Origin of the sequence: Bradyrhizobium diazoefficiens, assembly GCF_016616235.1 — a bacterium.
In the GTDB taxonomy this organism is placed as follows: domain Bacteria; phylum Pseudomonadota; class Alphaproteobacteria; order Rhizobiales; family Xanthobacteraceae; genus Bradyrhizobium; species Bradyrhizobium diazoefficiens_H.
The window spans coordinates 4,177,456-4,190,109 of record NZ_CP067100.1 but is presented as its reverse complement, the minus strand read 5'-3'; the positions used below and the strand labels follow the sequence as shown (position 1 = coordinate 4,190,109).

11 protein-coding genes are annotated in these 12,654 nt (G+C 65.4%); 7 read left to right on the top strand and 4 right to left on the bottom strand.

Annotation, left to right across the window (positions count from 1 at the left end; genetic code table 11):
- Nucleotides 1-171: 171 nt before the first annotated feature.
- Entirely contained in the window at nt 172-948 is a 777-nt protein-coding gene (locus JJB99_RS19855) for a PopZ family protein (protein ID WP_200494026.1), read from the top strand.
- A 129-nt stretch (nt 949-1,077) separates the two neighbouring features.
- Nucleotides 1,078-3,954, top strand: a complete 2,877-nt coding sequence (locus JJB99_RS19850; protein ID WP_200494025.1) for a valine--tRNA ligase — start codon at nt 1,078-1,080, stop codon at nt 3,952-3,954.
- Nucleotides 3,955-4,048: 94 nt separating this feature from the next.
- On the opposite strand, the gene JJB99_RS19845 is transcribed toward JJB99_RS19850, so the two are convergent.
- Complete coding sequence (locus JJB99_RS19845) at nt 4,049-4,651, bottom strand: DNA-3-methyladenine glycosylase (protein WP_200494024.1); 603 nt, start codon at nt 4,649-4,651, stop codon at nt 4,049-4,051.
- Nucleotides 4,652-4,782: 131 nt separating this feature from the next.
- Between JJB99_RS19845 and lipA the strand changes: the two genes are divergently transcribed.
- A complete protein-coding gene (lipA, locus tag JJB99_RS19840) occupies nt 4,783-5,739 on the top strand; it encodes a lipoyl synthase (protein ID WP_200494023.1) in 957 nt (318 codons plus the stop codon).
- A 6-nt stretch (nt 5,740-5,745) separates the two neighbouring features.
- Entirely contained in the window at nt 5,746-6,228 is a 483-nt protein-coding gene (locus tag JJB99_RS19835) for a type II toxin-antitoxin system RatA family toxin (protein WP_200494022.1), read from the top strand.
- 36 nt (nt 6,229-6,264) lie between these two features.
- Here the strand turns inward: JJB99_RS19835 and JJB99_RS19830 are convergent, their stop codons facing one another.
- Complete coding sequence (locus JJB99_RS19830) at nt 6,265-6,873, bottom strand: CinA family protein (RefSeq protein WP_200494021.1); 609 nt, start codon at nt 6,871-6,873, stop codon at nt 6,265-6,267.
- A gap of 3 nt (nt 6,874-6,876) precedes the next feature.
- Complete coding sequence (locus tag JJB99_RS19825; RefSeq protein ID WP_200494020.1) at nt 6,877-8,058, bottom strand: bifunctional 2-C-methyl-D-erythritol 4-phosphate cytidylyltransferase/2-C-methyl-D-erythritol 2,4-cyclodiphosphate synthase; 1,182 nt, start codon at nt 8,056-8,058, stop codon at nt 6,877-6,879.
- Between the two features lie 280 nt (nt 8,059-8,338).
- Between JJB99_RS19825 and dusB the strand changes: the two genes are divergently transcribed.
- Genes dusB through ntrC form a run of 3 tightly spaced genes read left to right on the top strand, consistent with a single transcriptional unit; the run spans nt 8,339 to nt 11,958 of the window.
- Complete coding sequence (gene dusB, locus JJB99_RS19820; RefSeq protein WP_200494019.1) at nt 8,339-9,340, top strand: tRNA dihydrouridine synthase DusB; 1,002 nt, start codon at nt 8,339-8,341, stop codon at nt 9,338-9,340.
- Nucleotides 9,337-10,506 carry a two-component system sensor histidine kinase NtrB gene (locus JJB99_RS19815; protein WP_200494018.1) on the top strand — a complete coding sequence of 390 codons (1,170 nt, stop codon included), beginning with the start codon at nt 9,337-9,339 and terminating at the stop codon, nt 10,504-10,506. The genes dusB and JJB99_RS19815 overlap by 4 nt, the downstream gene beginning before the upstream one ends.
- Before the next feature lie 9 nt (nt 10,507-10,515).
- On the top strand, nt 10,516-11,958 hold the full coding sequence (gene ntrC / locus JJB99_RS19810) for a nitrogen regulation protein NR(I) (RefSeq protein WP_200494017.1): 1,443 nt from the start codon (nt 10,516-10,518) through the stop codon (nt 11,956-11,958).
- A 148-nt stretch (nt 11,959-12,106) separates the two neighbouring features.
- Here ntrC and JJB99_RS19805 read toward each other — a convergent pair whose 3' ends face one another.
- Complete coding sequence (locus JJB99_RS19805; protein ID WP_200500451.1) at nt 12,107-12,253, bottom strand: hypothetical protein; 147 nt, start codon at nt 12,251-12,253, stop codon at nt 12,107-12,109.
- Nucleotides 12,254-12,654: the final 401 nt, after the last annotated feature.

Here is a 12,654-nt window from a genome sequence, read left to right as displayed (position 1 = left end):
TAAGGCTTGATTGCCGAGGGCAGGGGCGCACACCGCACGTTGAACCGTGAACTGGGGACAAGTCGGGCTCTCGCGACGAAAATGTCGGAGCGTCCGTTGCGGAACCGGCCAATCCTGTCGTGCTTGGTGTAAAACAACGCATGCGAGGGCGTTGATGATGTGGAGTCGGAGATGACGCAGCCTGCAAAGGTCACAGAACCCTCGATGGAGGAGATTCTGGCCTCGATCCGGCGCATCATTGCCGACGACGAGGCCAAGCCGCCGCCGGCCGAAGCTGCCAAACCCGAGAAGGCCGCGGCGCCCGCCGCGCCGAAGCCGCAGGCGATGAACGACATTCCGCCAACCAAGGTCGCTCCCGCAAAGCCCGCCGCTGAGAAGCCTGCGCCGCCGCCGGCTGCAAAGCCGGCTCCGGCTCCGGCGCCGCCTCCACCGCCTGCGCCTGCGGCGGATGCCGGACCGAACAGCCAGGACGACATCGACGCGCTGCTGGCGGGGCTCGACGCGGCCACGCCTGCGCCCGAGGTCCGGGCGCCGGAGCCTGAGCCCGAGTCCGACGTGCTCGAACTGACCGACGAGATGGCGATGGATCCGGCGCCGACGCCGCCCCCGCCGAGCTTCCGTAAGGTCGAGCCGCGCGACGATCTGGAATTCGCCGAATCGCCGCCGCCGCGCCCGACGCCGTCACCGTCCTATGCGCCGGTGGACTTCGATGCGCCGCCTGTGCCGCCGCAGCAGCCGATCCTGGCGCAATCGACGGTCTCGGCGGTCGAATCCGCCTTCAACTCTCTGGCCCATACCGTGCTCAGCAGCAATGCGCGGACGCTGGAGGATCTGGTCAAGGAAATGCTGCGCCCGATGCTGAAGTCCTGGCTCGACGACAACCTGCCGGGCCTCGTGGAACGCATCGTGAAGGCCGAAATCGAGCGGGTCTCGCGCGGCGGCCGCTGAGCGTGGCCGTGCGGCCCCGATAAAGCCCTGCTCCTGCGTCATATTCGGCCTGCGGATGGGGGCGGAGAGCCCTTTCGCCGCTGAGCTTTCCGTTGACTTGAACCCCGCGCGCGGCTTTCTAGCAGCCCCATGATCGAAAAAAATTACCAGCCCGCCGATATCGAAGCCCGCATGTCCGTGGTGTGGGAGGACGGCCTTGCCTTCAAGGCCGGCCGCCCCGACCGCCGAGACGCCGTGCCCTTTACCATCGTGATCCCGCCGCCAAACGTGACGGGCTCGCTGCATATGGGTCACGCCCTCAACAATACACTCCAGGACATCCTGTGCCGCTTCGAGCGCATGCGCGGCCGCGACGTGCTGTGGCAGCCCGGCACCGACCATGCCGGCATCGCGACCCAGATGGTGGTCGAGCGGCAGCTGATGGAACGCCAGCAGCCCGGCCGCCGCGAGATGGGCCGCGAGAAGTTTCTGGAGCGGGTCTGGCAGTGGAAGGCCGAGAGCGGCGACACCATCATCAACCAGCTCAAGCGGCTCGGCGCCTCCTGCGACTGGTCGCGCGAGCGCTTCACCATGGATGAGGGCCTGTCCAAGGCCGTCATCAAGGTGTTCGTCGAACTGCATCGCGACGGCCTGATCTACAAGGACAAGCGCCTGGTGAACTGGGACACCAAGCTGCTCACCGCGATCTCCGATCTCGAAGTGCAGCAGACCGAGGTGAAGGGCCACCTCTGGTATCTGCGCTATCCGATCGAAGGCAAGACCTTCAATCCCGAGGATCCCACGACCTTCATCGTCGTCGCGACGACGCGCCCGGAGACCATGCTCGGCGATACCGGCGTTGCCGTGCATCCGGAGGACGAGCGCTATCAGAAGCTGGTCGGCAAGAACGTCATCTTGCCGCTGGTCGGCCGCAAGATCAAAATCGTCGCCGACGAATACTCCGATCCGGAGAAGGGCTCGGGCGCGGTGAAGGTGACGCCGGCGCACGACTTCAACGATTTCGAGGTCGGCAATCGCCACGGCCTGCGCCGCATCAGCGTGCTGGACAAGGAAGGTTGCCTCGACCTTGTCGGCAACGAGGACTACCTGCGCGACCTGCCGGAAGGCACTGCGCAATTCGCCGAGGAGTTTCATAAGGTCGACCGCTTTGCCGCGCGCAAGCGCATCGTCGAGCGGCTGGAATCCTTCGGCTTCGTCGAGCGGATCGAGCCGCACACCCACATGGTGCCGCACGGCGACCGCTCCGGCAGCGTGATCGAGCCGTATCTGACCGATCAGTGGTACGTCGACGCCAAGACACTCGCAAAACCGGCGATCGCAGCAGTGCGTTCGGGTGATACGGAATTCGTGCCGAAGAACTGGGAAAAGACCTATTTCGAGTGGATGGAGAACATCCAGCCCTGGTGCATCTCGCGCCAGCTCTGGTGGGGCCATCAGATCCCGGCCTGGTACGGCCCCGACGGCAAGGTGTTCGTCGCCGAGACCGAGGAGGAGGCCGTCAGCCACGCGCTCGGCTATTACGTCGAGCAGGAAGTCATCACGGTCGAGCAGGGCCGCGAGATGGCGCTCGACCGCAACAAGCGCGAGGGCTTCATCACGCGCGACGAGGATGTGCTCGATACTTGGTTCTCCTCGGCGCTGTGGCCGTTCTCGACGCTCGGCTGGCCTGAAGACGCGCCCGAGGTGCAGCGCTACTATCCGACCAACGCACTGGTCACCGGCTTCGACATCATCTTCTTCTGGGTCGCCCGCATGATGATGATGGGCCTGCACTTCATGAAGGAGGTGCCGTTCTCGACCATCTACATCCACGCCCTCGTCCGCGACGAGAAGGGCGCCAAAATGTCGAAGTCGAAGGGCAACGTCATCGATCCGCTCCACCTGATCGACGAGTATGGGGCCGACGCGCTGCGCTTCACGCTGGCCGCGATGGCGGCGCAGGGGCGCGACATCAAGCTCGCGACCAGCCGCGTCGAGGGCTACCGCAACTTCGCGACCAAGCTTTGGAACGCCTCGCGCTTTGCCGAGATGAACCATTGCACGGTGCCCGACGGTTTCGAGCCGGCGAAGGCGAAGGAAACGCTGAACCGCTGGATCGCGCATGAGAGCGCGCACACCACGCGCGAGGTGACCGAGGCGATCGAGGCCTATCGCTTCAATGATGCGGCAGGCGCGATCTACCGCTTCGTCTGGAACGTCTATTGCGACTGGTATGTCGAGCTCGCCAAGCCGGTGCTGCTTGGTCCGGACAGCCCCGCCAAGGACGAGACCCGCGCCATGGTCGCCTGGGCGCGCGACGAGATCCTCAAGCTGCTGCACCCCTTCATGCCCTTCATCACGGAGGAACTGTGGGAGGTTACGGCCAAGCGCGACGGCCTGCTCGCGCTGGCGCCATGGCCGCTGAAGCCGGCCGATCCGTCGCCGGAGCAGCTGGCGATCCTGGCGGCTGCGGCAGGTCCCACCGATCCGCTGGTCTCGCCGGCGCTGGTCATGCCGATCTTCGACCATGCCGACTTCACCGATCCCAAGGCCGAAGCCGAGATCGGCTGGGTGATCGACCTCGTCACGCAGATCCGTTCGGTGCGTGCCGAGATGAACATTGCGCCGGCGACGCTGACGGCGCTGGTGCTCGCCGGTGCCTCGACTGAAACGAAGGAGCGCGCGCCGCGCTGGACCGACGTCATCAAACGCATGGCACGCCTGTCTGATATCTCCTTTGCCGACCGCGCACCTGATGGCGCTGTGCAGCTGCTGGTGCGCGGCGAGGTGGCTGCGCTGCCGCTTAAGGGCGTCATCGATGTCGCCGCCGAGCGGGCGCGCCTCGACAAGGAGATCGGCAAGGCCGACGCCGACATCAAGCGCGCCGAGTCCAAGCTCGCCAACGAAAAGTTCGTCGCCAACGCGGCCGAGGAGGTCGTCGAGGAAGAGCGCGAGAAGCGCGAGGCGGCGCTGGCCCGCAAGGCCAAGCTGCTCGAGGCGCTGGAGCGGCTGAAACAGGCGACCTAAGAGGACCGTCATTCCGGGGGCGATGCGCAGCATCGAACTCAGGTGCGCAATTGCGCACCGTAGTTCGCGTCTTCGACGCGCCCCGGAACGACAACTACTTCGGGAACGGCTTGCTCAAAAATTTCGAGCCCCTGACGCCATAGCGCCAGGGCAGCTCCACCGCCTTGGTGATGCCGATCCGGATGCCGGCCACCACCTCGACATCCTCCGTCCGCGCGTGCAGCGCGATCGGCGGGCGGTCGAGGGGCAGGGCATTGTGCGCGATGGTGATGCCGAGCGCCTCGGTCAGCTTGCCCGGGCCCGAGCACAGCGCGTGCACATCCTGGAGATGACGGCGGCGGCGCATCGCCGCCAGACCATGCGTCGGCTCGATCGCGCGGATCAGCACGGCGCTGGCCGAGCCTTCCTCCTCGCAGACGAAGTTGACGCACCAGTGGATGCCGTAGGAACGGTAGACATAAGCAAAGCCCGGCGGGCCGAACATGATCCGGTTCCGCGGCGTCGGGCCGTTGTAGGAATGCGCGGCCGGGTCGGTATGATGATAGGCCTCGACCTCGACGATGATGCCGCCGACGCCATCCACCAGCATGGTGGCACCGATCAGGTCAGGCGCGACCTCGTGGACGCTGCGGTCGAAAAAGGCCCGCTTCAGGACCTTGCCAAGCCGCGCCGTGGAAGTCTTCGATGCTGGAGCCATTCGAGGTGAGAATCGCCAGAGAACAGAGCAGGATATTGCCCATATTTGCCATGTTCCCTGAAGCGGAGCGAGCCGGGTTGCGGCAGCCAGCCAGACCGACTAGGTAGGGACCTGAACAGACCGGACAGCCCATGGTCGTTATTGTCGACACTATCTCCAACCCGTTGCGGCCGCGCCACCCCGAAAAGGTGAATCGCCCTGACTCCGCTTCGCCGCCGAAGCCGGACTGGATCCGCGTTCGCGCGCCCAACACACGTGGCTATGCCGACACTCGCAACATCGTGCGCGCCAACGGGCTGCACACGGTATGCGAGGAGGCCGGCTGCCCGAACATCGGCGAGTGCTGGGACAAGAAGCACGCGACCTTCATGATCATGGGTGACACCTGCACCCGGGCCTGCGCCTTCTGCAACGTCAAGACCGGCCTGCCCAACGCGCTGGACGCAGCCGAGCCGCAGAACGTCGCCGAGGCCGTCGCCAAGCTCGGCCTCGCCCACGTCGTCATCACCTCGGTTGACCGCGACGATCTCGCCGACGGCGGCGCCGAGCATTTCGCAGAGACCATTCGTGCGATCCGGACGGCGTGCCCCTCGACCACCATCGAGATCCTGACGCCGGACTTCCTGCGCAAGGAAGCTGCGCTCGAGGTCGTCGTCGCGGCGAAGCCCGACGTCTTCAACCACAATCTGGAGACCGTGCCCGGGCGCTATCTCACCGTGCGGCCCGGCGCGCGCTACTTCCACTCGATCCGGCTGTTGCAGCGGGTCAAGGAGATCGATCCCACCATCTTCACCAAATCAGGCATCATGGTCGGCCTCGGCGAGGAGCGCCACGAGGTGCTCCAGGTGATGGACGATTTGCGCTCCGCCGAGGTCGACTTCCTGACCATCGGGCAATATCTCCAGCCGACCCGCAAACATCACGCCGTGATGCGTTACGTGCCGCCGGACGAGTTCAGTTCTTACGAGAAGGTCGCCTACACCAAGGGCTTCCTGATGGTGTCGGCGAGCCCGCTCACCCGCTCGTCGCATCACGCCGGCGAGGACTTTGCGAAACTGAAGGCCGCGCGGGCAGCTAGCGCCCGCTGAACCGCCATGCCCAAATTTTCGAGCAAGCGCCGTGTCCATCACAGCGCGTCCGAGATGTTTGATCTGGTCGCCGACGTCGAGCGCTACCCCGAGTTCGTGCCGCTGTGCAGCGCGCTGAAGGTGCGCCAGCGCATGGCGAAACCCGACAGCACCGAGGTGCTGGTCGCCGACATGACCGTGTCGTTCAAGCTGGTCAAGGAATCCTTCACCAGCCGCGTGACGCTCGACCGCGCCAATCTCAAGATTTTGGTCGAATACCTGCAGGGCCCGTTCAGCAAGCTCGAGAACCGCTGGACGTTCGAGCCGAAAGGCCAGCAGGACGGCAATGACGTCTGCGACGTCGGCTTCTTCCTTGCCTATGAGTTCAGGAGCCGCATGCTGGCGATGCTGATGGGCTCGATGTTCGATGCCGCCTTCGCGCGGTTCTCCACCGCATTCGAGAAGCGGGCGGACGCGATCTACGGCCGGCCGAAGCTGGCGTCATCGTAACGGCCGGATTCCGTTCGCTCCATCCGGGCCGCGAAATCATCCCCGCGGCGAGCGTGGCGGCCTGCGCTTCACCGCATGCCGGCGCGGCGAGCGGGTCACGCGCGGGCGCAGGCGGCTGGCGGCGGCGCGTTGCGGCTTGGCCTGAACTTGCGGGCCGCGGGCGAGGTCCATCAGCATGCGCAGCGCCTCGACCACCGAGCGGGCGCGCACCGCGCTGCGGCCGATCGCGCCGAAGCGATGCTCGCGATGGATGATGCGGCCGTCGCGCGCTGCGGCGGCAAAATGCACGAGACCCACCGGCTTGCCCGGCGTGGCGCCGCCCGGGCCGGCAATGCCGGTGATGGCGACCGCGAGATCGACGTCGGCGCGCTCCAGCGCACCGATCGCCATGGCAGTCGCAGTTTCCTTGCTGACGGCGCCGAAATTGGCGAGCGTGCTGGCTTCGAGTCCCAGCATCGCGCGCTTGGCGTCGTTGGAATAGGTGACGAAGCCGCGATCGATCACGTCAGATGAGCCGGGAATGTCGGTCAGAGCGGCGGCAACGAGCCCGCCGGTGCAGGACTCCGCCGTCGCAATCGTCAGCTTGCGCATCCGGCACAGATCGAGCAGCGAGCGGGAGAGGGCGCGTGCGTCGCTGCCGGCCATGTCCTATGCGCTCCACGGAAGGCGGATGGTGGCGCTCGCGGTGGCCGCGATGCCTTCCTCGCGGCCGGTGAAGCCGAGCCGCTCGCTGGTCGTCGCCTTCACCGCGACGCGCGAGATGTCGACGCCGGAAATCTCCGCGATGCGCGCGCGCATGGTGTCGCGCAGCGGGCCGATCTTCGGCCGCTCGCAGATCATCGTGACCTCGAGATTGGCGACACGGCCGCCGCGCTGCGTGACACGCTCGATGGCGTATTTCAAAAACTGGTCGGAGGAGGCGCCCTTCCACTTCGCATCGGTCGGCGGGAAGTGTGAGCCGATGTCGCCATCGGCCAGCGCGCCGAGGATGGCATCCACCAGTGCATGCAGGCCGACGTCGCCGTCAGAATGCGCCAGAAAACCCTTGCTGTGCGGCACGCGCACGCCGCAGAGCATGACGTGGTCGCCTTCGCCGAAGGCATGGACGTCATAGCCGGTCCCGGTCCTGATGTCGCCGAGCAGGCTTGCCAGGCGCGCTTCCTCGCGCACGAAATCCTCGGGAGTGGTGAGCTTCATGTTGGCAACATCGCCTTCAAAGGTTGCAACCGTCAATCCCGCCCATTCGGCAATCGCGGCATCGTCGGTGAAATCGCTGCGTCCCTCCTTTGCCGCGCGACGATGCGCCTCGAGGATGACGTCGAAGCGAAAGGATTGCGGCGTCTGGGCGATTCGCAAGGACGCCCGGTCCGGCGTGTCCTGGACATCGCCGCTCTCGCCAGTGACCTTGATGGTGTCGGTGACGGCAACGACGGGGATCGCAGCGCCGGTGCGGCTCGCCGCATCGATCGCGCGTGAGATCACGCCTGCCTTGACGAAGGGCCGCGCGGCGTCGTGGATCAGGACGATGTCCGGCGCGTGCTTCGCCAGCGCTTCGAGACCGGCGAGCACCGAAGCTTGCCGCGTCGCACCGCCACTGGCCGGCGCCTCGTGCTTGAGGCCTGCGACCGCTGCCGTGAACATGGCGCTGTCGTCGGGGTTCACCACCGGCTGCACCGCAAACACGTCGGGGTGGCGGCTGAAGGCTTCCATGGCGCGATGGATCACGGGCACGCCGCCGATCGTCCGATACTGCTTCGGCCCGCCGGCGCCTGCGCGCAGGCCACGTCCGGCCGCGACGAGGACGACTGCGGTGCGCTGTGGTTTCGCCATAGGACTCAAATACTCAGTTGCTGATGAATGGAGTCGGGGAGGGTGATTGTTGGAATGCCTCTAGCACGGCAGGCCCGCAAAAAAAGGGGGTTTCTCCGGATTGTGGGAGATAGCACTTTGCTGCACTGCACTTGAAAGATTTAGAGAACTGTCTAAACTGTAGGCATGGTGCTTGACTGCACAAGAATTGTGCGCAAGATAGGTCATGGCAGATGCGATGAGGCCCTGCCCATACAACGGGACCCCTGTGACCGGCTCGGCAGTATCAGGCTCTAAGCCGTTGAAAATAGGCGATATCGATGTCGCTACCCCGGTCTTCCTGGCGCCGATGTCGGGGGTCACCGACTCGCCCGTCCGCCGGCTAGCCGCCGAGCTTGGCGCCGGTCTCGTCGTCTCCGAAATGACCGCCAGCGACGAGCTCGCCAACGGTCACCGGATGTCCCGGTTGCGCTGCGAAGCGACCGGAATCGGCCCGCATGTGGTCCAGCTCGCCGGCTGCGAGGCGCATTGGATGGCCGAAGGCGCCCGCATCGCGGAGGCCGAGGGCGCCGACATCATCGACATCAACATGGGCTGTCCGGCCCGTCACGTCACCGGCGGCCAGTCCGGCTCGGCTCTGATGCGTGACCTCGATCACGCGGTCAGCCTGATCGATGCGACCATCGCCGCGGTGAAGGTGCCGGTGACGCTGAAGATGCGGCTCGGCTGGGACGACCGCAACCGCAACGCGCCGGAATTGGCGCGCCGCGCGGAAGCTGCCGGCGTCAAACTCGTGACCGTGCATGGCCGCACCCGTTGCCAGTTCTACAAGGGCGAAGCCGATTGGGATGCGATCCGTGCTGTTCGCGAGGCCATCTCCATTCCGCTGGTCGTCAATGGCGACATCACCAGCTTCGAGAAGGCGCTCGCCGCGTTAGAGGCCTCCGGCGCTGATGCCGTGATGATCGGTCGCGGCGCGCAAGGGCAGCCCTGGCTGCCCGGCGAGATTGGCCGCCGCCTCAAGGGCGGAGCCGTTGAAGCCATTCCGTCGCTCGAGATCCAGCTGCACTACGTTCGCACGCTCTATGAAGGTGTCTGCGCGCTCTATGGTCTGCGCATTGGCCTCAGGCACGCGCGAAAACATCTCGGCTGGGCGCTCGATGTTGCCGCCGATGCCAGCGGCGCGCCGGTCGAGAAGCTGAAGGCCTGGCGTCAGAAAATCCTCACCTCCGAGGATCCGCGCCTCGTCCACCAGTCGCTGCAGGATGCTTTCGACGACTTCGCATGGAGCGCTGCTGTATGAGCTCAGCCGCTGAACATCGCCGGCCGTCCGACAGCGACGCAATCCTCGATGCCTTGCCGAACCCCGTGCTGATGATCGGGCCGGACGGCAAGATCGTTGGCGCCAATATCGCGACCGAAGCCTTTTTCGAGATTTCGACGCAGTTCTTGAAGCGGCAGTCGCTGAAAGAGCTGGTGCCGTTCGGCAGCCCGTTGCTGGCGCTGATCGATCAGGTGCGCTCGTCGAACTCGCCGGTCAACGAATACAAGGTCGACCTCGGCACGCCACGCATGGGAGGCGACCGCCAGGTCGATTTGCACGTCGCCCCGATGACCGACCGGCCCGGCCATATCGTGGTAATGCTCCAGGAGCGCTCCATCGCCGACAAGATGGACCGCCAGCTCACCCATCGCAGCGCCGCGCGCTCGGTGATCGCGCTGGCCGCGATGCTGGCGCATGAGATCAAGAACCCGCTCTCCGGCATCCGCGGCGCAGCCCAGCTTCTTGAACAGCAAGCGTCCTCCGAAGATCGCATGCTGACGCGGCTGATCTGCGACGAGGCCGACCGCATCGTGACGCTGGTCGATCGCATGGAGGTGTTCGGCGACGAACGGCCCGTGATGCGCGGTCCCGTCAACATCCATTCGGTGCTCGATCACGTCAAGCGGCTGGCGCAGTCGGGCTTTGCCCGCAATATCCGCTTCATCGAGGACTACGATCCCTCGCTGCCGCCGGTGCTGGCGAACCAGGACCAGCTGATCCAGGTGTTCCTCAATCTGGTGAAGAACGCCGCCGAAGCGCTGATCGACGTCCCTGACGCCGAGATTCAGCTCACCACCGCATTTCGCCCGGGTGTGCGCCTGTCAGTCCCCGGTCAAAAAACCCGGGTATCCCTGCCGCTGGAATTCTGCGTGAGGGACAATGGACCAGGCGTGCCGGACGACCTTCTGCCCAATTTGTTCGACCCCTTCGTGACCACCAAGCAGACCGGCTCTGGCCTCGGTCTGGCGCTGGTCGCCAAGATCGTCGGCGATCACGGGGGCATCATCGAATGCGAGTCTCAGCCGCGCAAAACCAACTTCCGCGTGCTGATGCCGATGTACTCGACATCGGTCAAAACCGCCGATCACAGCAGTCGCGACGGCTCTGCCGGGAAGTCGTCGTCTGCATCACAGGGGGCAAAATGAGGATCAACAATGCCCGCAGGTAGCATTCTCGTAGCTGATGACGACACCGCCATCCGCACGGTTCTCAATCAGGCACTTTCCCGGGCCGGATATGAAGTCAGGCTGACCGGCAACGCCGCCACGCTATGGCGATGGGTCAGCCAGGGGGAGGGCGATCTCGTCATCACCGACGTGGTGATGCCGGATGAAAACGCCTTCGACCTGCTGCCTCGTATCAAGAAGATGCGGCCGAATCTGCCTGTCATCGTCATGAGCGCGCAAAACACGTTCATGACGGCGATCCGCGCCTCCGAGCGCGGCGCCTACGAATATCTGCCAAAGCCCTTCGACCTGAAGGAACTGATCGCCATCGTCGGCCGCGCGCTGGCCGAGCCGAAGGAACGGGTCTCGACCCCGGACGAGGACGCCGAAATGGAGGCGATCCCGCTGGTCGGCCGCTCGCCCGCGATGCAGGAAATCTACCGCGTGCTGGCGCGGCTGATGCAGACCGACCTCACCGTGATGATCACCGGCGAGTCCGGCACCGGCAAGGAGCTGGTGGCGCGCGCGCTGCACGATTACGGCAAGCGCCGCAACGGCCCGTTCGTCGCCGTCAACATGGCGGCGATCCCGCGCGACCTCATCGAGTCCGAGCTGTTCGGCCATGAGCGCGGCGCCTTCACCGGCGCCAACACCCGTGCCTCCGGCCGGTTCGAGCAGGCCGAGGGCGGCACGCTGTTCCTGGACGAGATCGGCGACATGCCGATGGAGGCGCAGACGCGACTGCTGCGCGTGCTGCAGCAGGGCGAGTACACCACGGTCGGCGGCCGTACCCCGATCAAGACCGACGTGCGCATCGTCGCGGCCTCCAACAAGGATTTGCGCGTCCTGATTCAGCAGGGGCTGTTCCGCGAAGACCTGTTCTTCCGCCTCAACGTCGTGCCGCTGCGGCTGCCGCCCTTGCGCGAGCGCATCGAAGATCTGCCGGACCTGGTGCGGCACTTCTTCACGCTGGCCGAGAAGGACGGCCTGCCGCCGAAGAAGCTCGATGCGCTGGCGCTGGAGCGGATGAAGCAGCACCGCTGGCCCGGCAACGTCCGCGAACTCGAGAACCTCGCCCGGCGCCTTGCCGCGCTCTATCCGCAGGACGTGATCACCGCCTCCGTTATCGATGGCGAGCTTGCCCCGCCCTCGGTCAGTCCGGGAGCGGCGGTCCAGCAGGGCGTCGACAATCTCGGCGGCGCGGTGGAGGCCTATCTGTCCTCGCACTTCCAGGGCTTTCCCAACGGCGTGCCGCCGCCCGGGCTCTATCACCGCATTCTCAAGGAGATCGAGATTCCGCTGCTCACGGCGGCGCTCGCCGCCACCCGTGGCAACCAGATCCGGGCCGCCGACCTGCTCGGCCTCAACCGCAACACGCTGCGCAAGAAGATCCGAGATCTCGACATCCAGGTCTATCGCAGCGGGGGCTAGTTCCTCGCGGACGGTGGCTCAGCTCCCCTACCAAGCGGAGCTGAGCCTGTCCGGATCGCGCTGGCCGTTGTGGCTGACGCGGTGAGCAAAGTCCGGATCGGACCGAACGTTCCGCGCTCTCGCTGCAATTTCGGCGGAGGACGCGGAGCTACCGGATCAGGCGAGCTGAAAGCGGCGTGATATTGGCCATTTCTGCCGCCTTGTCCTGCCGGCTCGGGCCGTTGACCAGAAGGTCAGAGGCCACGATCAGCAGCAGCACGGCCGACACCATGATCGCGAGAAAGAACCTGTCCATCCGGGTCAAGCCGGAATGGCCAGATTCTGTTCCGGGGCATCTGCTTCCGCTTGAAGGGCGCTGTGGATGCGTCGGCCTGGCCCGGGACAGACGCCGCGGAATTGTCGCAATTCGGCAATTTTTACGGGTTTACAGCAAATTCAACGACTTACCAGAGGCCCATTTTACCAGTTTTCGTCATCCGTTCCCACGTTTTACCAGGCCGCTGGCCGGTCACTCGCCACGCGCATCACTCGTCGGACTCACGTTCTGGCCATCGGCCGTCATACCTGGCCTTGCGGCGCTGCTCCCAAGCCCAATCGAGGGCGTCTTGCTCGCTGGAGAAGCTCTCTTGAACAACAACAGTGCCGTCATCGAGGTCTCGGATTCAACCGCATAGACCCCATCGGCGATCTTGGTGA